Source organism: Bradyrhizobium huanghuaihaiense, assembly GCF_025200885.1.
Lineage (GTDB): Bacteria > Pseudomonadota > Alphaproteobacteria > Rhizobiales > Xanthobacteraceae > Bradyrhizobium > Bradyrhizobium huanghuaihaiense.
Genome location: NZ_CP104172.1, coordinates 4,221,041 through 4,245,399, shown reverse-complemented (window position 1 = coordinate 4,245,399; position 24,359 = coordinate 4,221,041). Strand labels below are relative to the sequence as shown.

Sequence of the window (24,359 nt, the reverse complement as noted above, 5' to 3'; positions counted from 1 at the left end):
ATCTTAGTATCCCATCAGCCAAAACAGTTGCGGCCTAGTCAGCTCGATGAACTTCTCGATGATGCCAAGCTCCTTCAGTTGGTGTAGTTACCGGTGACCGCGGAGATCGACATGGTCACCACTACCGGAACCTACGAGAAGGACAGCCAGACCAAGTACCTGGCAGCATCATCAAGACCACCCAGGGCCTCCGGCTAAAGCTTATTTCGCACAGAGAACACGCGCCCTGCACGCAGATTGCAGGCGAACATCGCGGAGTGGATGATCATTTGCCGCGTTTAGTGAACGGGAATAGGTCCGACCATATTCGTACGAGCGATCCAAGGCGTCTGCTTATTCCCTGATGCTCGAACGACGCGTGATTTTACTTCCCTATAAATCTCATCAAGTTCGAGAACACCGTTACCATTTCGATCTGACCTAGCCCTGTCATTTGTCAGTGTTGCCAACAATGCAGTGGTAAACAGACCTCCCCCGCTTGTTTCCGAACTCTCTTGCCGTCCCTTAGACGCCGAAAATATCAAGATTGATCTCGATTGCGATAACAGCCCAGTTGTTGCGGAGTCATTCGCACCTGCACTTGCTCCGCCATGACAAACATCCAGAAAGACTAATACACGCGCCTTCACTTCTTTGACTGCCGCACTCACAGCACTCCAACTCCACCCCGTACTCGATAACGAATCCACGCGCGTTCTCTTTGTTGCTAAGTAGAGACCTCCATCAGTATCTGTAAGCCCGTGCCCCGCGAGGAATACAACAACTGTATCTGCTTCGGTCGCTCCTTTGGCGATAGCGTGCAGTTTTTCCTTGAAACTTGCCTCGACATTATCGTCGTCCGCCAAGATGGAAAGCTGCTCAACCTTTTTATAGAGCTTCGACTTGGAGAATGTTGTCGCGAACTCTCGCGCATCTCGAACAGCCTTCAATGCTGGAAGTCTGTCGTCTTGGTACTGATCAGTAGCAGCCGCTATGAGATAAAGACGACTGGCTGTGACTTCAGTACTCTGGGAAATCGGAACCGAGGCCACAAGACTTTGCGCACCCTGCTGATCTAACGCTACAACACTTATCCACCGTGATGCCGATGTAACAGGTACCCTTACCTCACGCGTTGCTTGAATGCCGTCAACCAACAATTCATTGACCGGTTGGCCATTTACGAAGAAGCGGAGCAGCGACAAACCAGCGGTAGAAGTTGCAGTCACCGAGACCCGTCGGGAGGTATCGCCAATACTTTTCAATTCCAATTGGACGTCTGGAGGAGCCACTAGGTCAAGCGCCCCTCTTGGCTGATCTTTGTCGACAAGACGGCTTGCGATATACGCAGGCTGATTAAGCTTGGCCCCTAGATTTTCGAGCGGAAAATCGACCGGAAGACCTGGAAACCGCATGTACACATATCGCGCCGCCTCGAAGGTTCCTGAGTAGTAGCCGCTTTGATCAAAGAAAAGGAGCTCGTCATCGATAAACCGACCTCGCACGAGCAGCTGTCCTGTACTCCGCGAGAATACCCCCAGTGTACCGTCTTGGTTCAACTTGAGGGCGCGGCCGTCTAGTGTCCAATAGAGCTGCGTTGCAGGTATTCTGCCATTACCGTCGGACGCAGCCATCCCGATACGGTCCTGCTCAATGTCATAGACGACGAGTTCGTCACGGTTTCCAATTGAAAGAACAAGAAACCGCTGTTCATATATCTGCGCTAGCACCTCCGGGAGCGGTAAAGGCGCAAAGTCGAGACCCAACAACGTTTCGAGAGTCTTCTCTTTGTAATTTCGCGTGTTCAACCACCGAAGCTTCGCCGGCTGCCCTTTCCTCTTAGTTACAACGGCGAGGTGCACAAAAAGGTCGGACACCGAAGGAGACGTTGAGCATTCCCTCGCCAACAACCAGGTGTCCATTTCCTTCGAGCGCCATACCCACGCTTGATATACGTCATCGAGACCAATCGCGCTCACATCGTTTTCTGGAAGCTCTCGCTCTCCAGTAATCCAGGCCGCACATCCAACGAGTGCATTCGACTCTTTCGGTTTCGCGTCTGGTACGGACGCAACGAACAACTTCGAGATCCAGTTGCTACCGTCTTTATCTCTGTCGTAGTTCGCGGGCCTGGCGTACTTGATACGATTGAAGGACGGTTGAGCAAGAGATAAGCCCCATTGTGCGGCACGATCGAAAAAGGGATCGTCTTTCAACGGGAGGACTGCTCTACGTTGGAGCTGCATCGGCTCCGGCTGGGCCAGTTGGTCTCGAGTACGAATCCCACGTCCCAACGACGCAAGCTGGGCTATGGAAGGAATATACACCGCCCTAGCTTCACCCCCCTTATCCCACTTTTTTGTGGACCGAAGATCCACGCGCCTCGGAGATCGGTCCTTGAATAGCCGCATGCTCCCCACCGCAGCCGCCCTTCTCTGCTCTAACTTTTCAATCAAGTCATAGAGCGCCGCCTCACTATCTGGCTCTTCAGACTTGCCCTTCAGCGTATTATATTGTTGCAGCTCGGAAGGAGAGACGACCGCATCGATTTCGGCATTCTCATAAATAAGCGACTCGACCCTTTGGCTACCCGACTTTGTCGAAAATATTATCTCAGCGTTCTCTGTGTCGATAGAGACTGTAGAACCTTGATCGATTGCATCACAGCAGTTCGCACCCAAGTCAGCAAACTTGCCAGGCCTGTCTATCAGAGTCTGAAACGCGCCTACGCGGCCCCCTTTCCCAAAGCCGACAACGAGAATGGAGTCTCGCATTCCCCATCTCACAGAAACGACTGAGTTATGTCCGACTCCGTAACTGTCGTCATCCTCTCTCGAGTTTACCACGACCGACCGGCCTGCCACTAAGTCGAACACTTCGAATCTGGATAGGTCGGGGGCGGCAGAATCGGGCGCGGAACCAAAGTAATAGACAAACCGGCCTGTCGGAGAGAGAGCAGGCTGCGATCCGGCAAGCTGGAAACGCGTTTCGAGAGAGGCCGCATCTAGTACGCGAAAGAAGCCCTTGAAATCCTGAATCTCATAAGCCTCCGATCGGACGACTTTCTGCGGGGCCTGCGCTGAGAACTGATCATTGACCGAGAAAATTGGTCGCCCCGGCACGATTGCGAACGTCTTCAATATACGAGCCTCTTCGAACAGCTCGAAGGAACCAGCTCCGCTCGCAGATGTCACCTTTTCAGACGGACCGACGAGCTCGCCCGCGGCCCAACTTATTTCGTGCCTTCCTGGACGGAAGAAACTGATGCTAATAGCGCCTTCGTCTTTGAGGCGTGCGTGGAGCGGTATTACCACTCGCATCCGTTCCTTCCAAAATCGAATTGCAAACGGGGCCTCAGCTTCTGGGGGAAGTGCGATGATGCCGCTTCCCGACAACCGGACGGCATCCGAAGTGGACAGCAAGAGGTAAGCCGGTGATTTGCACGCTCGATTGAACCCCGGACCGAGCCGCCAGCGCAACTTTACGGTCTCACCGACCGACACTGGCTCTCTGACGCTGGAGTCCACTTCCAATTGAACCAGCTCAGAGCCCCGTTGAGGCGGCTGACAGGCCCCCCCGAGGCTGGTGGAGATGCTTTGACCGAGGAACAGCAGAACGCCGAAAAATAGAACTCGCCAACTACTCCGGAGCGAATACATCGGGTTTCATCCTCCACTCTGCCCACGTGGTAATGACCTCAGTTGGGTATTTGCTCAGAACCCGCTTCTCGCCCTGCGCTTTCAACCGCTTGTTCTCGTCCCACGCGCGCCCTCCGGCGGCTCTAACGGCCAAATGGATCGTCCATGCCGTTGCCGGATCGACCCCAGTATCCTTCATGGCTGCAAGCAAGGTATCGTCTGCAATCTCGCGGGAATGTTCCTGCCGCCAGTACATATGGTCGTGAAGGATCGCGGCATACGCGTATGTCCCATCCGGACGAAGCAGCGAGAAAAATGCTGGGGGAATGCTCGCCAGATCCGTTACAAATCCTGTCGGAGCAACAACCGAAAAAAGTCGAGACCCTTCAGCCTCATTCGGCGTCCAGGAAATAGGGCGCAGAAGGAAATAAATAGGATCTCGGAAGCGTGAAAATACGGGAGGGCTACCTAACTTACCTCGACGCGTTTCACGCAGGAAAACCTGGTCCATCCAGTCATTTCTTGTCGCGATGTCGCTCTTGCGGCTCTTTCCGAGTGCGCTTGTTACTGCAGCTTGTCCGAGCGCTAGAACGGTGGGCGCTCCAATGTAGAATTGCCTGCGACTGAACAACTTCATAATTTCACCCTGTGAAATGCATGCGCAATATCGTCGAATACATCTATTCCACAATCCCGCTAGAGTTGAGTCAACCCCGGGCTGCTGGGTCAAGTGAATGGCGGCCCCAGTTTTTCGGTGGCGTCGATTCAGGAAGAGATTTCACCCCGAACACTCAAACAGGGGCGCTCGCGGTCGCCATTCCTGGGGCCCCAAAAAAAGGTGTTCCTGGCTGAGGGCGAAGGGAGCCAACTTCTTCGGTCGTCGCACTTAAGCCAGGTACTTTCCGAGTCGAGCCAATTAGAGAGTCCGTTCGATCTTCCGGCCTTGTAGGATGAGCAATCAAGAGCTTGCCTTGCCGGACCGACAGGCGCCCCTGCGATCAATCAAGAGTGCTGTTTTCCAATAAAGTATTTCGGGTTTTCAGGGGCGGCGAATGCCCCCGAGAGGTGGGGTCCCCCTAGCAGGGACCCGCACCCCCGGGGGCATGTCACCACCTGGAACTACCGTCCAAAGCCTTCGGTTTGCCTACCGAGGGCCATGACGGAGCACCAGCCAGAAGACCCCGCCCGCTCAATCCAACAGTCAGATGTCCTCGCTGAACATATTTTTCCCGGCTCCAGTGCGGATAAATCTGACTTTCTTGTAGGTCACATCGCCATTTCGGTCGCTCATGGCAGACTCCTTGGTGCCGATGAGGCTCCCAAATCGACGCAAGAACACTTCAAAGTCTGCTGCAAACGACTGACAGGAATCCGCGATACGAGAAAGTTCGTCGGCGATTGTGGCGAGATGAGCAGGCGATTCATTCGTATTCATTGACATACTTAGATCTTCCTTTTTGGCCTCAATTCGAAGCCAGTGAGTTCAAACTTCAGGTACTCTTGGTGGCGGAGCGCAGATCAAGGTCGACCCGATCGCGCTCACGCTTTGGCTATGCCTTTGTTGGCTACGACATCAGCAAGAGACTGCATGCCGTTCACACCACCCTCGCCCCTTAAAGGGGGCGCGGGGGTGTACAGGTGTCACTGTGTCCAACCTACGATACACCTGATCTAGTCGACGATAGTGAGGGGCATTGATTTCATTGGGAAATCTGACTCCCCCTGCAGACCGAGCGTACACCTGTCTGCACACCTCCAGAGTTTTCGACGCGCCACTTTCGCTCCTTGCGATGTACACCCCAAACGAGGTGTGACAGTTTTTGCGTAGGTGCCTTAGGTTGAGAAGTAAGCTTCGCTCTAGTCTTCATCTTCGACAGCTTCGAAAGCATCTTCTCGCGCGGGCCTGTTCGGCCCGACGCGGTAGATCGGGACCTCTCGGCGTACGCCAGCCACACGCCCCTTTTCTCGCTTGATCCATCCCGCGGCTTCCCATTCCGAGAGAAGCGCCGCGATGCGCTTTTTCACTTCCGCATCGATCGACAACTCGGCAATACCTGCGATCAGTTCAACGACCGGACGATTAGCCTGAGAGTCTGATCGAAACACGCCGTCGCGAATAGCATCGAGTACCCTGTCGCACTGTTCGTCGCTAAGCAGCGGACCGGCGTTTGAACTGTAGACGCCAAGCGCAACCGTATTGTCGGCTGCAAACTCATCATCGCCATTCTGCGCTTGAACGCTATGCATGTAGAACAATCGAGATCCGTTTTCGCGCGGGCTGTAATTGCTCTTGGCGCCCTTGCTAATTGCCACGACGCGCGATGCATCCTCGGCTGGAATTCGCAGGCGCTTCAAGTCGGATTTGCTTAGCCTCTTGAGAGACAACACAGTGCGGGTCGGCGTGGTGATCGTACCCGCACCGCGCGCATCATCCTGCGAAGCGTCTGCAACACTTTTGTTGCTGACGTTCTTCTTGTCGTGATGCGCCAGGAGGAGAGCCACGTTACACTCAGTTGCCACGTTTTTTATCTCGACGATCAGATGATTCATCTCTGAGTTGGCATTCTCGGGAATCGTATGCAGTCCAATGAGAGGATCGAGCACAACCACCTCGATGTCTCTCTCCCTCACCATCTTTTTGAACAACGACACGGCTTCCTTGAGAATTACGACCTTTCCGTCCTTGTAATCCGCAAAACGCAACGGACCGTCCGCTCCGCTGACGACAGCAAGATTCTGTTCGACGGATAGACGCATGTCTGCGCTAAAGCCGTGATGAAGCATAAACGCCCCAGCACGCCGCATCATCTCTTCGGTATCGTCCTCGCCGTTGTAGACGAGCACCTTGCGCTTTTTGAATGCGCCCGCACCGAGATGATCGGCACCGCAGGCGAGATCGATACCGGCGGACAGACTCCAAGCCGACTTGCCTACGCCGCCGCTTGCCGATAGGAGCGTCACCTGCCCGCGTTGCAAATACGTCCCGTACAAATAAGCGCGGGGCGGCAGCGCGTTGATATCGAGATCGCGGGGAATGTGCGTAGCGCGACTGTACCACCGCACGCCCTTATCAACGGGCGTCCGCCCACTCTCATTGGAAGCGATCCTCTTTTTGAAGGCTAAACGCCGTGCGTATCGTTCGATTCCTTTCGCGGTCACTTGGCGTCCAACAACGCGCGCAACTTCTTGGACGTCATAGTGTCCATTGGCGTCGGCACGCACCTCGCGCCTTCGCCCAAGCTGGGCAATCCGGTGAGGGTTCACCTCCAATAGATCGCCAACTAGCGTGACATTACCTCTCGTAGGAACGCTGATCGTCTGCGTCATCATTCTTCGATGCATCCTCTTGATCTCTTGCTTCATGCTCGTGTTCGTGATGTTGCGAGCAGGAAACATTGCAAAATGCTTGAATTTGCGGCTGACTAGCGAGCGCGCAAGCGCGATCGGCCGTTGACGGGCTGTCACGGCACCACGCGCCTTGGTTATTGATGGTTCTTCAGACTCGGTTTGCTACGAAACGGACGCGGGTCATTGCTCGAAGCCCGCGTCGCGCACTGCGACCATTTCGGTTTCAAGCCACCGATTCAGGTGACCGAGTTTGCGAGGCAGTGGAATTTTCCCGGCCGCCAGCCAACGATTGAAAGATGTGATGGAGGGGTTGCCAAGTACTTCAATGAACAGGTCGCGTCCGCCTAAGCGGGCCGGATGGGGAAAGTCGTGAGGGATGGTTTCGCGCGTCGCGCGGTTCGCACGGTTAGTCATAGCCGAGACTCCGAAAGCGGTGGAGGATTGACGGGTTGCTTTCGGAGACCTCCCCGCGGGTCGGCCTAGACTAGTAAGGACGTGTCGCGAAACCGCAGGCCCTTGTCAGGCTTCACCTGCAAACCACCCGTCAGGTGGCCCACCGTTTTTCTTCGGTGTTGGAGGCGGATAGACACGTCCCTGTGCCTGAACATTCCGCTCCTACCATCCGCCTTGCCTCCGAAGCTTAGGCGGTGCGCTTTCAAGGTGCTTAAGTCGTCTCTACGCGAAACTGCATCGTCTTGGCAATTTATGGGGCATGACGCCCCTGCTTGCCCTTCGATCGCGATATCAGTTGCTCAACGCCCAATCCCAACCAAGTTCTTCGAAGCAATTTGAAAAAATCTTCGAACGCGAGGGTCTTTCCACCGCCGTTGTTTCCCCGGTGTTTCCCAAGCTGAATTTTGAAGGCGAAGGACTTCCGGCCAAATCCTTGATTTGATTGGTCGGAGCGAGAGGATTTGAACCTCCGACCCCTAGTCTCCCAGACTAGTGCGCTAACCGGGCTGCGCCACGCTCCGAACGTCGTTCCATTAGCTAGGATCGCTGCTTTGCGCAAGGCGAGGCCGCACCATTTTGGTGTGTCCCCAGCCAAAGCCCCGGAACTGGCCGCAAAGCCGGCGGGCCGCCCCTACCCGTCCTTCAGCGCCTGATCCAGCATTTCCCGGCAGGCGACGAGGTCGGCGAGTGCCCGCCCGAGGCGCTCCCGGTCCAGCGCGCTGGGGCCGGCGGGCGCGGCCGTGCCGCCCTTGCGGAAGGTGGTGAGGATTTCCTCGTCGTCGACCTCGGTGAAGCGGAAGTCGATGCCTTCCTCCTCATCGCCCTGGTAATCGTCATCGTCGGCATCGGCGATGCCCTTGATCGGGCCCTCGTCGTCCGGCTCCATCAGGCTCGCGCCGATGGCGTCCTCGATGGCTCCGAACGAGACCGCGGCCGCGCCGTCGGCGAGGCCCTGCACCGACTTGACGCCGTGCTCCTTGAGGATCCGCTGCACCCCGCGGATGGTGTAGCCCTCCCCGTAGAGCAGCCGGCGGATGCCCTTGAGCAGGTCGACGTCGTCGGGACGGTAATAGCGGCGGCCGCCGCTGCGCTTCATCGGCTTGATCTGGGAGAAGCGGGTCTCCCAGAACCGCAGCACGTGCTGCGGAATGTCGAGCTCCTGCGCTACTTCGCTGATGGTTCGGAACGCATCCGGCGCCTTGTCCAAATGCCAATCCTTTCCGAAAGGCGGTTACGCCTCGGGTTGAACCTTGCTGCCGTCGCCGTTGGTGCGGTGCTGCGCATTGATCCGCTGCTTCAGGATCGCGGACGGCTTGAACACCATGACGCGGCGCGGCGAGATCGGCACCTCGGTGCCGGTCTTCGGATTGCGGCCGATACGCTGGCCCTTCTTGCGCACCATGAAGGAACCGAACGAGGACAGCTTCACCGTCTCGCCCTTCTCCAGGCAGTCGGTGATCTCCTTCAGCACGAGTTCCACGAACGCGGACGACTCCGTCCGCGACAGGCCCACCTTCTGGTAGACGGCTTCGCAGAGATCGACACGCGTTACGGTTTTACTTTGATCGGTCATCGCCCTGCCCCACATCACGGCGAACAATTGTTGTCTGAAATTATGAGGTTACGATACGGCGGTCAACAGCGCTCATCAATGCAGACGCATCGATAATCCGCGCAGATTCGGGCAAAATTTTATCAACTGTGGCGCTACCAGCGCACCAGCGCTGAACCCCAGGTAAAGCCGCCGCCCATCGCTTCCAGGAGGACCAGGTCGCCCTTCTTGATGCGGCCGTCCTTGCGCGCCACCGCCAGCGCCAGCGGAATCGAGGCGGCCGAGGTGTTGCCGTGCCGGTCCACCGTCAGCACCACCTTCTCCGGCGCGATATGCAGCTTGTGGGCGGAGGCGTCGATGATTCGCTTGTTGGCCTGGTGCGGCACGAACCAGTTGATGCTGTCGGCATTGAGCCCGGTCGCCTGGAAGGCGTCGACGATCACGTCGGTGATCATGCCGACGGCATGCTTGAAGACCTCGCGGCCTTCCATGCGTAAGTGCCCGACGGTCTGGGTCGAGGACGGTCCGCCGTCGACGAACAGCTTTGCCTTGTGGCGGCCATCGGAGCGCAAATGAGTGGTGACGATGCCGCGGTCGGTCGCGGCATTGCCCGGCTGCTCCTGCGCCTCCAGCACGACAGCGCCGGCGCCGTCGCCGAACAGCACGCAGGTGCCGCGGTCGTTCCAGTCGAGGATGCGCGAGAAGGTCTCGGCGCCGATCACCAGCGCGCGCTTGTAGGCGCCGGTGCGCAGGAAATTGTCCGCGGTCGCGAGCGCGAACACGAAGCCCGAGCACACCGCCTGAAGGTCGAAGGCCGCGCCATGGTTGATGCCGAGGCCGTGCTGCACGGCGACCGCCGTTGCAGGGAAGGTGTTGTCCGGCGTCGAGGTCGCCAGCACGATCAGCTCGATCGACTGCGCGTCCACGCCGGCGTCGGTGAGCGCGGCCTGCGCCGCCTTGATGGCGAGGTGCGAGGTGAACTCGCCCTCCGCCGCGATGTGCCGCTCGCGAATGCCGGTGCGCTGGACAATCCACTCGTCGGAGGTGTCGATACGCGCCGCCAATTGGGCGTTGGTCACCACCTGCTCCGGCAGGTAAGAGCCGCAGCCGAGCACGACCGAACGAATCTGAGTCACGAAACATCCTCCGGCGCGGGCTGCACGGAACTGAGTGCACCACCCTCGCGGTTGAGCATCTGATTGATCTTGTTCAGGAGATCGAATTTGACCATGTCATAGCCAACATCGATCGCGTAGGCAAAGCCTTCGGCGTTGATTCCGCCATGGCTCTTGACCACGACGCCTTTCAAACCCAGGAACACCCCGCCATTGGACTTGTTGGGGTCCATCTTGTCGCGGAGGGCCTGGAACGCATTGCGGGCGAAGAGATAGCCCAGCTTGGACAACCAGCTCCGCTGCAATTCGTTGCGAAGCAGTTCCGCCATCTGCCGGGCGGTTCCCTCGGCGGTCTTGAGCGCGATGTTGCCGCTGAAACCCTCGGTGACGATCACATCGGCCAGCCCCTTGCCGATGCCGTCGCCCTCGACGAAGCCGATATAATCGAGCTCCGGCAGGTTCCGCGCACGCAGGATCTCGCTGGCCTCGCGAATCTCCTCGTGCCCCTTGATCTCCTCGGCCCCGATATTGAGGAGGCCAACCGTGGGCCGCTTCTTGTTGAACAGCACGCTCGCCATCGCCGCGCCCATGACGGCCAGCGACACCAGATGGTGGGCATCGCCGCCGAGGGTGGCGCCGAGATCGAGCACGACGGACTGGCCGCGCTTGGTCGGCCATATCGCGGAGATGGCCGGGCGGTCGATGCCGGGCAGCGTGCGCAGATGGAAGCGCGACATCGCCATCAGCGCGCCGGTATTGCCGGCGGAGACCGCAACATCGGCCTCGCCCTTCTTCACCGCGTCGATGGCAAGCCACATCGAGGAGGTCCTGCGGCCGCGGCGCAGCGCCTGGCTCGGTTTGTCGTGCATGCTGACGGCGACGTCGGTATGGACGATCTTCGAGGCGGCCCTGAGCTGAGGATGTTTCTCGAGCTCGGGCTCGATCTTCGCCTGGTCACCGACCAGCAGGAACTCGGTGTCGCGATGCCTGCCAAGCGAGATGGCCGCGCCCGGAATGACCACGGCGGCGCCGTCGTCGCCCCCCATGGCGTCAAGCGCAATACGAACCTTGCTAGGCATGAACGTCCTGGAAACCTGGTCTGGTGCGGTCTTGAACAAGCGGGGCCGCAAATGGGTTCGCCATGATATGGCGACCGGCCAAGCGCCACGCCGCACCCGGACCGGGGCGCGACAATAGCGTTTTGTTATCCCGAAACAACCTCTTGCCCCCAGCCTTTTGCATTCAGGGCGATCCGGCCACGAACCGGAGAGTTGGCCGGAAACGCATAGAAATCAGATAGATAAATCTGACTCTCAAACCACCGCCGCAGACGCATCCTGTGCCGGAGCCAGCGGTCTTACGGGGAATCGGCCTCTACTGGTTCTTTTTGTTGTCCTGAAGCGCCTTCAGCGCCGCGAACGGATGGTCCTCCGGGTCACGGGCGGTGACCTCCGGCTCGAATACGACCCCCTCCTTGCGCGGATAGGGATCGATCGCCAGGAACAGGGCATCGGTGGCGATGCGACCGAGGTCGATGATGCCATTGATGATCGGCTCCGGCGGGTCGGCGACCTCCGGCGGCTCCTCATCGTCCTGCCCCTCCTCGATCAGGTCGGCGAGGCGCCGCGCCTCGGCCTCGGGGGCGAACACCAGGTCCACCTCCTCGTCGATCTCGCTCTCGATCGGGTCGAGCGTGACCACGCAGGTCTGGCCGACCCGGGCGCGGACCTGCCCCGTGACCTGGATCCGGCCACCGCTCTTCGGCACGACCTCGAAGCTGGCGTGAGCGGACAGGATCTCCCGGAGACCTGCGAGCTCCGCCATTGCCTGCCGCTCGGCCGCCGATGCCTCGAGCTCGCGATGCAGCCCGGTGTCGGGGATCTGCGCGACGATGACAGGCGCCCGCCAGGGATCGGGCGAGGATGTGGTGTTGGGTCGGCTCATGGCGTGACATCCTCCCTGAACGCCGGGGGAAATTTGAAGGACGCACCAAGCAGTGCGGCCTCGTCGGTCCGGCCGAGATCGGCCTCGGCCGCTCTGGCATAGGCCGCGAGCTGCCGGGCTTGGTCCATGCCGGTCCCATTCAAGATATTCTTGCAGATCGCCGCCGCCAGCGCCTCACCGTCGCCCTCCATGGCCTGGTCGTACGCCTGGACGCGGCCGTAGAATGCCTCGCCGAAGGCCCGCATCCGCTTCGGCACGATCTGGTCGCCGACCCCCATCTCGCGCAGATTGTCGTCCATGTCCTCGCAGAAGCGGTCGAACAGCGCCTGAGACAGCTCCGTGGCGCGCTGGACCGTACGCAGGCGGCGCAAGAGCAGCCACAGATGCAGTAGCAACAGGTCGAAACGCCCGTTAACCGTATCCGGCACACCCAAGTCGCGGTAAAACATGGGTTCTCGCGCCTGCGTCACGATCATGCCATAGATGGCTTCAATGGTGCCCGGCGGGGTTAGCCGGGGTTTCCTGAAGTGATTGAACGGCCAAAGCATTGTGGTTTCCGCAAGCGGGCGCGCGCGTGTTGCATTCAGAGCCCCCGCCCGGTACTTCAGCGCCTCGCGCGACGCAAGGGGACGGAATCAGTTCCGCTATGACGAAAACGAACCAGATCGGCCCGCGCGCGGACAAGCGGCGCGGCCTTCATGCACGCTGGCGCGGCTTGCGCCTGGCGGCCGCTGCCGCCTTGGTCGGCGTGGCGCTTGCGGGCTGCGCCGGCGAGCAATTCCAGAAGGGCTACATCCTGCCGCCCGGCGCGCTGGAGCAGATTCCGATCGGCGCCAGCCAGGACCAGGTGCTGATTGTCATGGGCACGCCTTCCACCGTCGCGACGCTCGACGGTGAGGTGTTCTACTACATCTCGCAGCGCTCGGAGCGGATGGTCGCCTTCATGAACCAGAAGGTGGTCGATCAGCGCGTGATCGCGATCTATTTCGACAAGAACCGGCGCGTGCGCCGGCTGGCGAATTACGGCCTCCAGGACGGCAAGATCTTCGACTTCATCAGCCGCACCACGCCGACGTCGGGCCAGGAGATGAGCTACCTCACGCCGCTGTTCAAGCTGCTCAGCTTTAACTGAGCCTTCAGCCTGCGGCGTCGTGCCGCCGGTCGCGACTTGCCGTTGCGCGACGGGTTCCCTACGCTCCCAGCAAAACAAGAAGCTGGGAGTGGATTCGTGTCCAAGAAACTTCAGAACACTTTGTTGTCCCGCCGTCGCGTGCTTGTCGGCGCCGCCGGCCTGTCGGCCGCAGCGATCCTGCCGCGGTCGAGCCTGGCGGACTGGAAGCCGACCGAGAACGTCCGCCTCGTCGTGCCGGCTGCGGCCGGCGGCTCGACCGATGTGATGGGCCGCCTCTTGGCCGCCCATCTGCAAACCGCCTGGGGCCAGTCGGCCGTCGTGGAGAACCGCTCCGGCGGCGGCGGCACGATCGGCACCGCCGAGGTGGTCCGCGCCAAGCCCGATGGTCACACCATCCTGATCGGCAACCCCGGGCCGAACGCGATCGCCTACAGCATCTTCAAGAACCTGACCTACAAGTCGGACCAGCTCCAGCCGGTCTCCAACATGATCAGGATCCCCAACATCGTGTCGGCGCATCCGAAGACCGGCATCAAGTCGGTCGCCGAGCTGATCGCGTACCTGAAGGCCAATCCGGACAAGCTCAGCTACGCCTCCTCCGGCGTCGGCCAGAGCCCTCACCTCACCGGCGCCTGGTTCCTCCAGCTCACCGGGCTGAAGATGACCCACATCCCGTTCCGCGGCGCGGGCCCCGCGCTCCAGGCTGCGCTCGCCGGCGACATCCAGATCCTGTTCGACAACCTCTATCCGAGCCTGCCTCAGGTGCAGAACGGCACGCTCAACGGTCTCTGCGTCACCACGACCGAGCGCAGCGACCTCGCGCCCAACCTGCCGACCATGCGCGAGAGCGCGCCCGAGCTGGCGAATTTCGACATATCGTCCTGGTTCTCGGTGTTCCTGCCGAAGGGGGTCTCACCCGAGGTGCTCAACGCGCTCAATCTTCAGGTGAAGGCGATGCTGGAGCGCGACGACATCAAGAAGCAGATCGCCGCCATGGGCGCCCGCGCCGATTACGGCACCCCGCAGCAGTTCGCCGACTTCGTGGACGCCGAGACGAAGAAGTTCGCCGGTATCATCCAGAAGGAAGGCTTGCAGATGGATGTGCAGTAGCGTTCACGCGAGCGCTGCTGCCTCCTTCGTCTTTGCGAGCGCAGCGAAGCAATCCAGACTGCCTCCACGGAAAGACACTGGATTGCTTCGTCGCAAGAGCTCCTCGCAATGACGAGGTGAGATCATACAATCCATCAAACAAAAAACCCCGCGGCGCGAGCCGCGGGGTTTTGTCTTATGCAATCGCTTCAGCTCAGTGCGCCAGGATCGCCAGCAGCAGCAAGGCCACGATGTTGGTGATCTTGATCATCGGGTTCACCGCGGGTCCCGCCGTATCCTTGTAGGGATCGCCGACGGTGTCGCCGGTCACGGCCGACTTGTGGGCATCGCTGCCCTTGCCGCCGAAATGGCCGTCCTCGATGTACTTCTTGGCGTTGTCCCAGGCGCCGCCGCCCGAGGTCATGGAGATCGCGACGAACAGGCCCGTCACGATCACGCCGAGCAGCATCGCGCCGACGGCAGAGAACGCCGCCGACTTGCCGGCCGCGCCACCACCCGCGATCGCGTAGATCAGGAAGTAGACGACGATCGGCGACAGCACCGGAAGCAGCGAGGGGATGATCATCTCCTTGATCGCCGCCTTGGTGAGCAGGTCCACCGCCTTGCCGTAGTCCGGCTTGTCGGTGCCCTGCATGATGCCCGGCTTCTCGCGGAATTGGCGGCGGACCTCCTCGACGATCGCGCTGGCGGCGCGTCCCACCGCGGTCATTCCCATCGCGCCGAACAGGTACGGCAACAGGCCGCCGAACAGCAGGCCGACAACCACGTAGGGATTGTTCAGCGAGAAGTCCGGATTGACGCCGGCGAAGTAGGTGTGACGCGCGGAATCCGCAACGAAGAACTTGAGGTCCTGGTTGTAGGCCGCAAACAGCACGAGGGCGCCGAGACCGGCCGAGCCGATCGCGTAGCCCTTGGTCACCGCCTTGGTGGTGTTTCCGACCGCGTCGAGCGCGTCGGTCGACTTGCGCACCTCCTTCGGCAGGCCCGCCATTTCGGCAATGCCGCCGGCGTTGTCGGTGACGGGCCCGAAGGCGTCGAGTGCGACGACCATGCCGGCCAGCGCCAGCATGGTGGCGGTCGCGATCGCGATGCCGAACAGGCCTGCCAGACTGTAGGTGACGAGGATGCCGGCGATGATGACGATCGCAGGCAGCGCGGTCGCCTCCATCGAGACGGCAAGGCCCTGGATCACGTTGGTGCCGTGACCGGTCACCGAGGCCTGGGCGATCGACTTCACCGGACGATAGTCCGTGCCGGTGTAGTATTCGGTGATCCAGATGATCAGCGCGGTGACGACGAGGCCGACCACGCCGCACTCGAACAGCGCCATGCCGGTGTAGTCGACGCCGTCGAGCTTGCCGAAGCCGATCAGGGCGTAGATCACGCCGCCGATGCCGATCAGCGACAGGATGCCGGTTGCGATCAGGCCCTTGTAGAGCGCCCCCATGATCGACTGGCTCGGCCCGAGCTTGACGAAGAAGGTGCCGATGATCGAGGTGATGATGCAGATGCCGCCGATGGCGAGCGGCAGCGTCATCATGTTGGCGAGGATCGGCGTCTTGGCGAAGAAGATGGCCGCGAGCACCATGGTGGCGACCGCGGTCACCGCGTAGGTCTCGAACAGGTCGGCGGCCATGCCGGCGCAGTCGCCGACATTGTCGCCGACGTTATCGGCAATGGTCGCGGGGTTGCGCGGATCGTCCTCGGGAATGCCGGCCTCGACCTTGCCGACGAGGTCGCCGCCGACGTCCGCACCCTTGGTGAAGATGCCGCCGCCGAGACGGGCGAAGATCGAGATCAGCGAGGCGCCGAAGCCGAGTGCCACCATGGCGTCGACCACGGTGCGGCTATCGGGCGCGAGCTTCAGCGAGTGAACCAGGAAGCCGAAATAGAGGGTCACACCGAGCAGCGCGAGACCGGCCACCAGCATGCCGGTGATCGCGCCCGCCTTGAAGGCGAGCTCGAGGCCGCCGGCCAGCGACGTCGTCGCGGCCTGGGCGGTACGCACATTGGCGCGAACCGAGACGTTCATGCCGATGAAGCCGGCCGCCCCTGACAGGACGGCGCCGATGGCAAAACCGATCGCGACATAAAGACCGAGGAAGTAGACGAGCAGCACGAAGATGACGATGCCGACGATACCGATCGTGGTGTACTGGCGCCGGAGATAGGCCTGCGCGCCTTCGCGCACTGCTCCTGCAATCTCCTGCATGCGCGGCGACCCCGCATCCGCGCCCAACACCGAAGACGTCGCCCAAATCGCGTAGACGACGGAAAGCACTCCGCAGAGCACTATCAACCATAATGCTGTCATGTGATTTTTGCCTCAGATCCTTGATGTACCCCCGGCGCCTTTTGTTGTCCGTCGTGCGGTGCGGCGCCTTGATTTTGAACAAAGCCGCCCCTTTCCCGAAGGGGCGGCTCCAGTCGGTCACAAGCTTGCCAAAATCAAATTGAGGGTGCAACGCCGGATGAGGCCGAAAAGACCGATCTCGGCAGGTATTTAGACGAACCTTGAGAACTTGGCCGCCGGTTTGGAGCAATTCCTAGAAGTGACTGTAGGACAGCCGCTTCAAGGTCAGCTCTCGCCCCTGCCCGTCCAGGAAGCGTGGCCGGTCATGGCCAGCGATGATCGTGCCGATCGCGGTGACGGGAAGGCCCGCCGCCCGACCGGCTGCGATCAACGCATCGCTTTGCGCCGGCGGAACAGTGCACAGGACCTCGTAATCGTCGCCTCCGGCAAGCAACGTCTCGACGCCAACGACGTTGCGGGCAATCAGCCCCGTCGCGGCAGCCGAGAGCGGCACGCTCGCCACATCGACCGTGGCCGAGACGCCGGACGCTGCACAGAGTTTCGTCAGATCGCCGGCAAGGCCATCGGAGACGTCCATCGCGGCCGACGCATGGTCGCGCACGGCCTGCGCCAGCGCGTTGCGCGGCTGCGGCACGCGATAGCGCGACGCAAGCAAATCCCGTGCAGCGGGATCAGACACGAGTGCCCCGGCCACCGCGCCGCCGGTGAGCGCGTCGAGACCGAGCGCAGCATCGCCGATCGTGCCCGTCACCAGGATGCGGTCGCCGGCACTGGCGCCGGTGCGGCCGACCATGCGCCCCTTCGGCACCCGGCCGAAGGCGGTGATCGAGATCATCTGCGGTCCCGGCGTCGACACCGTGTCGCCGCCGAGCAGCGGGCAGCCGAACGTCTTGGCGTCCTCGCCCAGCGCGTCCGCGAACGGCCGGAGCCAGGAGTCCTCCTTGCTGCGCAGCGCCAGCGTCAGCACGAAGCCGGCAGGCAGCGCGCCCTTGGCGGCGAGATCGGACAGGTTCACCCGCAGCGCCTTGCGCGCGATGGTGTCGGGCGGGTCGGTTGCAAGATAATGCACGCCCTCGACCACGGCATCGGTGGTGACGACGATGTCGTCGCCGGATGAGGACAGGATCGCCGCGTCGTCGACCAGCCCGAACGCACCGGGATCGGTCGCCAGCGGCTTGAAATAGCGCGCGATGAGGGAGTCTTCGGCGGAGGGCTGTGTTCTGTCCTGTGTCACGACAGTAGACCCGTCATCCCTGCGAAATGGCGAAGCCATTTTCGCTGGAGGTGCGAGCCCTTGCGAGCCTCGAAGGATGCACGGCCGAGGTGCACTTTCAGCGGCACGCCGTCGTCCTTCGAGGCCTTCGCTTCGCTACGGCACCTCAGGATGACGGCTACTGCAAGGGCCATCGACTGATCCTACCCCCGCCCGAACTCGTCGCCGCGAAACTGGCGGCCGATCTGGTCGAGCACGGCATTGACCATGCCGGTCTCCTCGCGGTCGACGAAGGCATTGGCGACGTCGACATATTCGGAGATGACGACGCGGCCCGGCACGTCCCTGCGGTGCTCCAGCTCGTAGGCCCCGGCCCGCAGCACTGCGCGCAGGATCGCCTCAATCCGCTTGAGCGGCCAGCCCTTCGACAGCGCTTCGTCGATCAGGGGATCGAGCTTCTTCTGGTCGCGCACGACGCCGGAGACGACGTCGCGGAAGAAGGCGGCTTCCGCCGGCAGATAGGTGTCGCCCTCGACCTCGTTGCCGAGCCAGTGGCTCTCGAACTCGGCGAAGATGTCGTTGATGCCGGCTCCCGCGATGTCCATCTGGTACAACGCCTGGACGGCCGCGAGCCGCGCCGCGCCGCGCCGGTTCGCCTTCTTCTCGTTAAGCCCCGCCGGCTTCTTGGTGTTGTCAGCCATGTCTCAAGCCCGCGCCAGGCGGCGTTTGATGCGCAGCATCGCGAGCGCCGCGCGCGCGGCATCGCCGCCCTTGTTGAGCTCGCTGGCGCGCGCCCGCGCCCAGGCCTGGTCCTCATTGTTGACGGTGAGGATGCCGTTGCCGAGCGGCAGCTTGCGCGCCACGGCGAGGTCCATCAGCGCGCGCGAGGATTCCTGCGAGACGATCTCGAAATGGATGGTGTCGCCGCGGATCACGCAGCCGAGCGCGATCACCGCGTCATAGGGCTTGCCGTTCGCCGCCGCGGCATCGACCGCGATGGCCACCGCCGCCGGGATCTCCAGCGCGCCGGGAACCGTGATGACGTCGTGCGTCAGACCGGCCGCCTTCAGCTCGGCCACCGCGCCGTCGAGAAGCGCGTCCTGGAGATCGTCATAGAACCGGGCCTCGACAATCAGCGCCCGTGCGCCGGAAATGTCGGTCTGGTCCTTCAGGGGTGCGCGCCGCGCGTCTGCCATCGTTCAATCCGTTTCGAAAGGGGTCGGCGCTATGTAGTCGCCGCAGGTCCGTAAGCCAAGTTAGAAACTGTCATTCCGGGGCGATGCGAAGCATCGAACCCGGAATCTCGAGATTCCGGGTTCGGCTCTTCGAGCCGCCCCGGAATGACGGCTCTGCCGTCACTTCATTTCCGTCAGCCGCGCCGCATAGCGGGCCATCAGATCGACCTCGATATTGACCTCGGCCCCCGCCTTCCAGCTGCCGATGGTCGTGACATCAAGCGTATGCGGGATGATCAGCACCGAAAAGGTCACGTCGTCGACCGTATTCACTGTCAGCGAGACGCCGTCGAGCGTGATCGAGCCCTTGGTGGCAATGAACCGCGCGAGCTCGCGCGTGGTCGAGAGCACGAACCGCGCCATATCAGGCAGGTCCTCGCGGCTGACGATGGTCGCGATGCCGTCGGCATGGCCGGCGACGATATGGCCGCCGAGCTCGTCGCCGATCTTGAGCGCACGCTCGAGGTTGAGCTTCGTGCCCAGCTTCCAGTGCTTGGCCGTCGTCAGCGCCAGCGTCTCCGCCGCCGCATCGACGTCATACCAGGTCTTGCCGTCCGCGATGCCGGACCCAACCACGGTCAGGCACACGCCGTTGCTCGCGATCGAGGCGCCGTCGGCAATGGTGGTCTGATCGTAGCGGCAGGCGATGCGCAGCCGGTGCAGCTGCCCCTGCGCCGTCGGCGTGAAGCTGACGATCTCGCCGATATCGGTGACAATGCCGGTGAACATGTTAGGCGCGCTCGTAGATGGTGAGAGTATCGTGGTCGAATGTCTCGCTAGCATGAACCTTGTAGGCCTGCGACTGCGTGATTTTCGTCAGGGGCAATGCATCGAGCGCATCGACACCGCCTTCGCCGACCGCTTCCGCCCCGCGGAACAGCCAGATCTCGTCGACAAGATCAGCCGCGACGAACGAAGCCGCAACCCGGCTGCCGCCCTCGACCATCAGCCGCGTGATGCCCTTCTCCGCCAGCGCATGCAGCACGGCCGGAAGATCGAGCCCGGATGCACTGCCTGGAGGCATGCGCATGATTTGCGCACCGGCCGCACCAAGGCGGGTTGCGGCCGCGGCCTCCGCCAGCTCGGAAGCGATCACCCAAAGCTGTGTCTCGCGCGCGGAGCGCACGAGCTGGCTCGATGCCGGAATGCGCAGGCTCCGGTCGAGCACCACGCGCACCGGCGAGCGCGCCGCCATGCCCGGCAGGCGGCAATTGAGCTGCGGATCGTCCGCCAGCACCGTGCCGATGCCGACCAGGATGGCGTCGCTCTGCGCGCGCAGAAGATGCACGCGATTGCGCACCGCCTCGCCGGTGATCGCGAGCGGTTTACCGCCGGCCGCGCCGATCTTGCCGTCGGGCGAGACCGCGAGCTTCAGGATCACATGCGGGCGCTTGTCGCGGATGCGGCGGAAATGGCCGGCGTGTTCGAACGCGGCCTCTACGGCGCATAGACCGACATCCACCGTGATACCGGCGGCGCGCAAGCGCGCATGGCCCTGCCCCGCCACTTCCGGATTGGGATCCTCGATCGCCGCCACCACGCGCTTGATGCCGGCTGCAATCACCGCATCGGCGCAAGGCGGCGACTTGCCGAAATGCGAGCACGGCTCCAGCGTGACGTAGAGCGTGGCGCCCCGCGCCGCTTCGCCCGCGCGCCGCAGCGCTTCGGGCTCGCCATGCGGTCGTCCGCCGGGCTGGGTCCAGCCGCGGCCGACGATCACTCCGTCTTTCACAATGACCGCGCCAACGGCCGGATTGGGCCACGTGCGCCCCTGCCCGCGCTTACCCAGCGCCAGCGCAAGCTCCATGAAGCGGCGGTCGGCGTCCTTGGCCTCGCGGGCCTTCTGCGCGAACTGATCCTCCAGGATGCGGAAGATCATTTGCGGATCGCGGCGAGCCGCGCTTCCTCCTCACCGGAGAGCTCGCCGAGCACGTCGGCGAAATCTTTGGCCTCGCGGAAATTGCGGTAGACCGAAGCGAAGCGCACATAGGCGACGTCGTCGAGCGTGCGCAAGTGCTCCATCACAGTCTCGCCGATCACCTCAGAGGAGATCTCGGCCTCGCCCCCGGTCTCGAGCTCGCGCACGATGGTGGAGACCATCTTCTCAACCCGCTCCGGCTCGACCTGCCGCTTGCGTAAGCTGATCTGCACCGAGCGCATCAGCTTGTCGCGGTCGAACGGCACGCGGCGGCCGTTGCGCTTGATCACCGTGAGCTCGCGCAGCTGCACGCGCTCGAAGGTGGTAAAGCGGAAATTGCAGGCGACGCACACGCGACGCCTGCGGATCACGGACGAGTCCTCGGTCGGACGCGAGTCCTTTACCTGCGTATCGAGACTGTTGCAGTTCGGGCACCGCATCCGCTTGGCCTGACCTTACTGGTAGATCGGGAACCGGTCGGTGAGCGCCTTGACCCGTTCCTTGATCGCGGCTTCCACCAGCGGCGCCTTGCCGTCGGAGGACTGCGCGATCGCGTTCAGGACCTCGGCGATCATGCCGCCAACCTGCTGGAATTCGGCGACGCCAAAGCCGCGAGTGGTCGCAGCGGGCGTGCCGAGCCGCAGGCCCGAAGTGACGAAAGGCTTCTCGGGGTCGAACGGAATGCCGTTCTTGTTGCAGGTGATGGCCGCACGGACCAGCGCCTTCTCCGAGACGTTGCCCTTCAGGCCCTTCGGCCGGAGGTCGACGAGCATCAGGTGGTTGTCGGTGCCGCCGGAGACGATGTCGAAGCCGTGGCTCTTCATCGCCTCGGCCAGCGCCTTGGCGTTCTCGACGACGTTCTTGGCATAGACCTTGAAGTCCGGCCGCAGCGCCTCGCCGAAGGCAACCGCCTTCGCCGCGATCACATGCATCAAGGGGCCGCCCTGCAGGCCCGGGAAGATCGCCGAGTTGAGCTTCTTGGCGAGCGTCTCGTCATTGCTGAGGATCAGGCCGCCGCGGGGACCGCGCAGCGACTTGTGCGTCGTGGTCGTGGTGACATGCGCATACGGTACGGGCGAGGCGTGCACGCCGCCGGCAACGAGGCCCGCGAAGTGCGCCATATCCACCAGAAGGTAAGCGCCGACGCTGTCGGCGATCTCGCGGAAGCGCTTGAAGTCCCAAGCACGCGAATAGGCCGAGCCGCCGGCGACGATCAGCTTCGGCTTGACCTCTTCGGCCTGCTTCTGGACCGCATCCATGTCGATGATCTGGTCCTCGCGGCGCACGGTGTAGTGCGCGGCCTTGAACCACTTGCCGCTCATGTTGACGGGCGAGCCGTGGGTGAGATGGCCGCCGGCCGCGAGATCGAGACCCATGAAGGTGTCGCCCGGCTGGAGCAGTGCCAGAAACACCGCCTGGTTCATCTGGCTGCCGGAGTTCGGCTGCACGTTGGCGAAGTTCGCGCCGAACAGCTTCTTGGCGCGATCGATCGCGAGGTTCTCGGCGACGTCGACCCACTCACAACCGCCGTAGTACCGCGCGCCCGGATAACCCTCCGCATACTTGTTGGTCATCACCGAACCCTGCGCTTCCAGCACGGCCCGGCTGACGATGTTCTCGGAGGCGATCAGCTCGACCTCATGGCGCTGCCGGCCGAGCTCGCCCTTGATGGCGGCTGCGATTTCCGGATCGGCCTGCTCGAGCGAGGCGGTGAAAAACGAATCGGGCGCGGAGGCGGTCTTTGCGAGGGTCATCTTGCGAATATCTCCACCGCCGCAGCCTTTTGGCGGGCTACGGGCGGGTCTGGTGTGGCGATCGGAAGCACGCGCGATCTACCACATCGCCCGCCCCCGGCCAAGCATTTGCGGGTCGGGCCTGAGATTTATGCAAGATGTGGTGGGGACCGGGGATTTGGGCGGCGGACGGTTCTCCGGAACCGTCTCCGCTCCAATTCTGCCGGAAGGGGCCATTTTGGACCCTAAAGAGGTATGGGCTCCACGGGCCAAAGCAGTCGGTTCACCTCTTACAAGCCGGTATACCCCGCCTTCACCGGGTCCACGCTGCCGTCGAGCTGGCGCAGATAGGTCAGGCCGCAGACCGTCAACCTGTGCGGATCCTTCTCGCCCGCTTCCACCAGGGTATTGAGGTAGTTCGTGACCTTGGCCCGTGCCTCCTCGCTGGCCGCCGCCGTGCGGTTGGCGAGCAGGTCATAGGTCTGCATGATGCGGTCGATGGCAGCTTCCATTGCACCCTCTGGTTCTTCCGAATTGCGGAAATTTTGATCAGGCAACCGCGCGGGCCTCGGACTGCGTCTCGAACTGGGCGATCGCCTTGTTGGCAAGCCTGATCTTGTTGAATTCACCGTGCTGGATCAGCTTGATGATGATCTCGAGCAGGCGTTCGTTGGTGACGAGCGTGTCGGGGATTGCGCCGGAGCGGCGGAGGTAATTCGCGGCGATGGCATAGGCATCGCTCACGAGTTCGACGTTCATGGCCTGCAACCCGCGCCCGCCCGGCATGGTATCCTCCGATCCAGAGGACTAACTGCGATGCGGCGACCTGGTTCCGTGCGCGCGGGCATTTTTTCGCAACTGCGAAACGTCAAAACGCACCGGTCCGGGCAAGCCGGGCCGATGCGCTTGGGGAAGTCAGGCACGTTCGGGAGGCTTGCCGGTCTTGTTGTCGGGCCGGCTTGGCCTTGATCCCTTGGAACTCAGAGGCGGTACAGGATCTGGTCGGTCCAGAATCGCTCGAGACGGTGCAGCGACTTGTTGAGCGTGGAGAACTCCTCGCCCGAGATGCCACCGACCTGCTCGACCGTCTTGACGTGCTTCTGGTAGAGCGCGTCGACGATGCGGCGGACTTCCTGGCCCTGCGGGGTCAGGCGGATGCGCACCGAGCGGCGATCAACGCGCGAGCGCTGATGGTCGAGAAAGCCGAGCTCGACGAGCTTCTTCAGATTGTAGGAGACGTTGGAGCCGAGATAGTAGCCGCGGGTGCGCAGCTCGCCGGCGGTCAGCTCCTTGTCGCCGATGTTGTAGAGCAGCAGTGCCTGCACCGAGTTGATGTCGGCGCGACCGCGACGATCGAACTCGTCCTTGATGACGTCGAGGAGCCGGCGATGCAGCCGCTCCACCAGAGTCAAAGCTTCCAGATAGAGCGACTGCACCGAACCCTGCTGGCCGGAGACGCGCTCTGCGGTATCTGCCGCAGTTGCGACGGCTTTCATCATGACACTTCCCCTGTTGTCGTTTTTATCGACACTTATTCGACGAAACTTGTGTCCCGTCTGATAGGTGCAACTTAAGGGGCTCGTTTGAAGATCGGCTTAAATAAGAGAATAAAGAGATCATGAATTTAAGACAGTGAATTGCGGATTAAGCCTGTGCCAGAAGGACTTTTCGCAAC

At 61.8% G+C, this 24,359-nt stretch carries 26 protein-coding genes and 1 tRNA gene; 3 read left to right on the top strand and 24 right to left on the bottom strand.

All coding sequences use genetic code 11. The annotated features are described in order from the left end of the window. Positions 1 to 278: 278 nt before the first annotated feature. The 5 genes from N2603_RS20280 to N2603_RS20260 form a co-directional block, all read right to left on the bottom strand. Positions 279 to 3,638: a caspase family protein gene (locus tag N2603_RS20280; RefSeq protein ID WP_260390127.1), complete on the bottom strand. Its 3,360-nt coding sequence runs from the start codon at positions 3,636 to 3,638 to the stop codon at positions 279 to 281. Further along, positions 3,619 to 4,128, bottom strand: coding sequence for a DUF1353 domain-containing protein (locus N2603_RS20275; protein ID WP_260390126.1), 510 nt, complete (start codon positions 4,126 to 4,128; stop codon positions 3,619 to 3,621). Before N2603_RS20275 ends, N2603_RS20280 begins: the two co-directional genes overlap by 20 nt. Positions 4,129 to 4,818: 690 nt before the next feature. After that, positions 4,819 to 5,058, bottom strand: coding sequence for a hypothetical protein (locus N2603_RS20270; protein ID WP_260390125.1), 240 nt, complete (start codon positions 5,056 to 5,058; stop codon positions 4,819 to 4,821). A gap of 416 nt (positions 5,059 to 5,474) precedes the next feature. Then, positions 5,475 to 6,980: an AAA family ATPase gene (locus tag N2603_RS20265; protein ID WP_260390124.1), complete on the bottom strand. Its 1,506-nt coding sequence runs from the start codon at positions 6,978 to 6,980 to the stop codon at positions 5,475 to 5,477. Between the two features lie 165 nt (positions 6,981 to 7,145). Then, complete coding sequence (locus N2603_RS20260; RefSeq protein WP_260390123.1) at positions 7,146 to 7,379, bottom strand: hypothetical protein; 234 nt, start codon at positions 7,377 to 7,379, stop codon at positions 7,146 to 7,148. Between the two features lie 298 nt (positions 7,380 to 7,677). On the opposite strand from N2603_RS20260, the gene N2603_RS20255 reads away from it, so the two are divergent. Beyond that, positions 7,678 to 7,860 (top strand): hypothetical protein, encoded by a 183-nt coding sequence (locus N2603_RS20255; RefSeq protein ID WP_260390122.1) that lies wholly within the window; start codon positions 7,678 to 7,680, stop codon positions 7,858 to 7,860. 1 nt (position 7,861) lies between these two features. On the opposite strand, the gene N2603_RS20250 is transcribed toward N2603_RS20255, so the two are convergent. From N2603_RS20250 to N2603_RS20220, 7 genes are all read right to left on the bottom strand, one after another. Further along, positions 7,862 to 7,939, bottom strand: a tRNA-Pro gene (locus tag N2603_RS20250). A gap of 110 nt (positions 7,940 to 8,049) precedes the next feature. After that, entirely contained in the window at positions 8,050 to 8,625 is a 576-nt protein-coding gene (locus N2603_RS20245) for a MerR family transcriptional regulator (protein ID WP_260390121.1), read from the bottom strand. A gap of 24 nt (positions 8,626 to 8,649) precedes the next feature. Then, a complete protein-coding gene (locus N2603_RS20240; protein WP_026311906.1) occupies positions 8,650 to 8,991 on the bottom strand; it encodes an integration host factor subunit alpha in 342 nt (113 codons plus the stop codon). Between the two features lie 134 nt (positions 8,992 to 9,125). Then, on the bottom strand, positions 9,126 to 10,106 hold the full coding sequence (locus tag N2603_RS20235; RefSeq protein ID WP_260390120.1) for a beta-ketoacyl-ACP synthase III: 981 nt from the start codon (positions 10,104 to 10,106) through the stop codon (positions 9,126 to 9,128). Further along, entirely contained in the window at positions 10,103 to 11,164 is a 1,062-nt protein-coding gene (gene plsX / locus N2603_RS20230; RefSeq protein WP_018642473.1) for a phosphate acyltransferase PlsX, read from the bottom strand. Before plsX ends, N2603_RS20235 begins: the two co-directional genes overlap by 4 nt. Before the next feature lie 295 nt (positions 11,165 to 11,459). Beyond that, a complete protein-coding gene (locus tag N2603_RS20225) occupies positions 11,460 to 12,029 on the bottom strand; it encodes a YceD family protein (protein WP_260390118.1) in 570 nt (189 codons plus the stop codon). Beyond that, positions 12,026 to 12,577, bottom strand: coding sequence for a ubiquinol-cytochrome C chaperone family protein (locus N2603_RS20220; protein WP_260390117.1), 552 nt, complete (start codon positions 12,575 to 12,577; stop codon positions 12,026 to 12,028). The genes N2603_RS20225 and N2603_RS20220 overlap by 4 nt, the downstream gene beginning before the upstream one ends. Before the next feature lie 98 nt (positions 12,578 to 12,675). Between N2603_RS20220 and N2603_RS20215 the strand changes: the two genes are divergently transcribed. Then, on the top strand, positions 12,676 to 13,161 hold the full coding sequence (locus N2603_RS20215) for an outer membrane protein assembly factor BamE (RefSeq protein WP_260390116.1): 486 nt from the start codon (positions 12,676 to 12,678) through the stop codon (positions 13,159 to 13,161). A gap of 96 nt (positions 13,162 to 13,257) precedes the next feature. Beyond that, positions 13,258 to 14,271, top strand: a complete 1,014-nt coding sequence (locus tag N2603_RS20210; RefSeq protein ID WP_260390115.1) for a Bug family tripartite tricarboxylate transporter substrate binding protein — start codon at positions 13,258 to 13,260, stop codon at positions 14,269 to 14,271. Positions 14,272 to 14,464: 193 nt separating this feature from the next. On the opposite strand, the gene N2603_RS20205 is transcribed toward N2603_RS20210, so the two are convergent. The 12 genes from N2603_RS20205 to ldtR all read right to left on the bottom strand — a co-directional run bounded on the left by N2603_RS20205 (position 14,465) and on the right by ldtR (position 24,183). Further along, entirely contained in the window at positions 14,465 to 16,585 is a 2,121-nt protein-coding gene (locus N2603_RS20205; RefSeq protein ID WP_260390114.1) for a sodium-translocating pyrophosphatase, read from the bottom strand. 232 nt (positions 16,586 to 16,817) lie between these two features. Further along, positions 16,818 to 17,858 carry a thiamine-phosphate kinase gene (thiL, locus tag N2603_RS20200; protein ID WP_260390113.1) on the bottom strand — a complete coding sequence of 347 codons (1,041 nt, stop codon included), beginning with the start codon at positions 17,856 to 17,858 and terminating at the stop codon, positions 16,818 to 16,820. After that, positions 17,816 to 17,992 (bottom strand): hypothetical protein, encoded by a 177-nt coding sequence (locus tag N2603_RS20195; RefSeq protein ID WP_260424460.1) that lies wholly within the window; start codon positions 17,990 to 17,992, stop codon positions 17,816 to 17,818. The genes thiL and N2603_RS20195 overlap by 43 nt, the downstream gene beginning before the upstream one ends. Positions 17,993 to 18,001: 9 nt before the next feature. Then, on the bottom strand, positions 18,002 to 18,499 hold the full coding sequence (gene nusB / locus N2603_RS20190) for a transcription antitermination factor NusB (RefSeq protein WP_260390112.1): 498 nt from the start codon (positions 18,497 to 18,499) through the stop codon (positions 18,002 to 18,004). A gap of 3 nt (positions 18,500 to 18,502) precedes the next feature. Beyond that, positions 18,503 to 18,994 carry a 6,7-dimethyl-8-ribityllumazine synthase gene (gene ribH / locus N2603_RS20185; RefSeq protein ID WP_018644625.1) on the bottom strand — a complete coding sequence of 164 codons (492 nt, stop codon included), beginning with the start codon at positions 18,992 to 18,994 and terminating at the stop codon, positions 18,503 to 18,505. Between the two features lie 159 nt (positions 18,995 to 19,153). After that, a complete protein-coding gene (locus tag N2603_RS20180; RefSeq protein WP_260390111.1) occupies positions 19,154 to 19,762 on the bottom strand; it encodes a riboflavin synthase in 609 nt (202 codons plus the stop codon). A 1-nt stretch (position 19,763) separates the two neighbouring features. Beyond that, the gene (ribD, locus tag N2603_RS20175) at positions 19,764 to 20,912 is read right to left on the bottom strand and encodes a bifunctional diaminohydroxyphosphoribosylaminopyrimidine deaminase/5-amino-6-(5-phosphoribosylamino)uracil reductase RibD (RefSeq protein ID WP_260390110.1); all 1,149 of its coding nucleotides are present in this window, start codon (positions 20,910 to 20,912) and stop codon (positions 19,764 to 19,766) included. Beyond that, complete coding sequence (gene nrdR / locus N2603_RS20170) at positions 20,909 to 21,391, bottom strand: transcriptional regulator NrdR (RefSeq protein ID WP_011087793.1); 483 nt, start codon at positions 21,389 to 21,391, stop codon at positions 20,909 to 20,911. Before nrdR ends, ribD begins: the two co-directional genes overlap by 4 nt. A gap of 15 nt (positions 21,392 to 21,406) precedes the next feature. Next, positions 21,407 to 22,705, bottom strand: coding sequence for a serine hydroxymethyltransferase (gene glyA / locus N2603_RS20165; protein ID WP_018644621.1), 1,299 nt, complete (start codon positions 22,703 to 22,705; stop codon positions 21,407 to 21,409). 269 nt (positions 22,706 to 22,974) lie between these two features. Continuing rightward, the gene (locus tag N2603_RS20160; protein WP_018644620.1) at positions 22,975 to 23,196 is read right to left on the bottom strand and encodes a hypothetical protein; all 222 of its coding nucleotides are present in this window, start codon (positions 23,194 to 23,196) and stop codon (positions 22,975 to 22,977) included. Between the two features lie 37 nt (positions 23,197 to 23,233). Further along, on the bottom strand, positions 23,234 to 23,470 hold the full coding sequence (locus N2603_RS20155; protein ID WP_018644619.1) for a hypothetical protein: 237 nt from the start codon (positions 23,468 to 23,470) through the stop codon (positions 23,234 to 23,236). Positions 23,471 to 23,664: 194 nt separating this feature from the next. After that, the gene (gene ldtR, locus N2603_RS20150) at positions 23,665 to 24,183 is read right to left on the bottom strand and encodes a transcriptional regulator LdtR (protein ID WP_018320040.1); all 519 of its coding nucleotides are present in this window, start codon (positions 24,181 to 24,183) and stop codon (positions 23,665 to 23,667) included. Between the last annotated feature and the right edge of the window lie 176 nt (positions 24,184 to 24,359).

What these genes read in the sequence shown, in the direction of transcription:
- N2603_RS20205 (WP_260390114.1), bottom strand. Translation starts at nt 16,585, where the DNA reads ATGACAGCATTATGGTTGATAGTGCTCTGCGGAGTGCTTTCCGTCGTC.
- N2603_RS20180 (WP_260390111.1), bottom strand. Translation starts at nt 19,762, where the DNA reads ATGTTCACCGGCATTGTCACCGATATCGGCGAGATCGTCAGCTTCACG.
- ribH (WP_018644625.1), bottom strand. Translation starts at nt 18,994, where the DNA reads ATGGCAGACGCGCGGCGCGCACCCCTGAAGGACCAGACCGACATTTCC.
- N2603_RS20155 (WP_018644619.1), bottom strand. Translation starts at nt 23,470, where the DNA reads ATGCCGGGCGGGCGCGGGTTGCAGGCCATGAACGTCGAACTCGTGAGC.
- nusB (WP_260390112.1), bottom strand. Translation starts at nt 18,499, where the DNA reads ATGGCTGACAACACCAAGAAGCCGGCGGGGCTTAACGAGAAGAAGGCG.
- N2603_RS20215 (WP_260390116.1), top strand. Translation starts at nt 12,676, where the DNA reads ATGACGAAAACGAACCAGATCGGCCCGCGCGCGGACAAGCGGCGCGGC.
- N2603_RS20275 (WP_260390126.1), bottom strand. Translation starts at nt 4,128, where the DNA reads ATGGACCAGGTTTTCCTGCGTGAAACGCGTCGAGGTAAGTTAGGTAGC.
- N2603_RS20270 (WP_260390125.1), bottom strand. Translation starts at nt 5,058, where the DNA reads ATGTCAATGAATACGAATGAATCGCCTGCTCATCTCGCCACAATCGCC.
- N2603_RS20225 (WP_260390118.1), bottom strand. Translation starts at nt 12,029, where the DNA reads ATGAGCCGACCCAACACCACATCCTCGCCCGATCCCTGGCGGGCGCCT.
- ldtR (WP_018320040.1), bottom strand. Translation starts at nt 24,183, where the DNA reads ATGATGAAAGCCGTCGCAACTGCGGCAGATACCGCAGAGCGCGTCTCC.
- N2603_RS20265 (WP_260390124.1), bottom strand. Translation starts at nt 6,980, where the DNA reads ATGAAGCAAGAGATCAAGAGGATGCATCGAAGAATGATGACGCAGACG.
- thiL (WP_260390113.1), bottom strand. Translation starts at nt 17,858, where the DNA reads ATGGCTTCGCCATTTCGCAGGGATGACGGGTCTACTGTCGTGACACAG.
- N2603_RS20280 (WP_260390127.1), bottom strand. Translation starts at nt 3,638, where the DNA reads ATGTATTCGCTCCGGAGTAGTTGGCGAGTTCTATTTTTCGGCGTTCTG.
- nrdR (WP_011087793.1), bottom strand. Translation starts at nt 21,391, where the DNA reads ATGCGGTGCCCGAACTGCAACAGTCTCGATACGCAGGTAAAGGACTCG.
- N2603_RS20220 (WP_260390117.1), bottom strand. Translation starts at nt 12,577, where the DNA reads ATGCTTTGGCCGTTCAATCACTTCAGGAAACCCCGGCTAACCCCGCCG.
- N2603_RS20255 (WP_260390122.1), top strand. Translation starts at nt 7,678, where the DNA reads ATGACGCCCCTGCTTGCCCTTCGATCGCGATATCAGTTGCTCAACGCC.
- N2603_RS20260 (WP_260390123.1), bottom strand. Translation starts at nt 7,379, where the DNA reads ATGACTAACCGTGCGAACCGCGCGACGCGCGAAACCATCCCTCACGAC.
- glyA (WP_018644621.1), bottom strand. Translation starts at nt 22,705, where the DNA reads ATGACCCTCGCAAAGACCGCCTCCGCGCCCGATTCGTTTTTCACCGCC.
- N2603_RS20195 (WP_260424460.1), bottom strand. Translation starts at nt 17,992, where the DNA reads ATGGCCCTTGCAGTAGCCGTCATCCTGAGGTGCCGTAGCGAAGCGAAG.
- N2603_RS20240 (WP_026311906.1), bottom strand. Translation starts at nt 8,991, where the DNA reads ATGACCGATCAAAGTAAAACCGTAACGCGTGTCGATCTCTGCGAAGCC.
- ribD (WP_260390110.1), bottom strand. Translation starts at nt 20,912, where the DNA reads ATGATCTTCCGCATCCTGGAGGATCAGTTCGCGCAGAAGGCCCGCGAG.
- N2603_RS20160 (WP_018644620.1), bottom strand. Translation starts at nt 23,196, where the DNA reads ATGGAAGCTGCCATCGACCGCATCATGCAGACCTATGACCTGCTCGCC.
- plsX (WP_018642473.1), bottom strand. Translation starts at nt 11,164, where the DNA reads ATGCCTAGCAAGGTTCGTATTGCGCTTGACGCCATGGGGGGCGACGAC.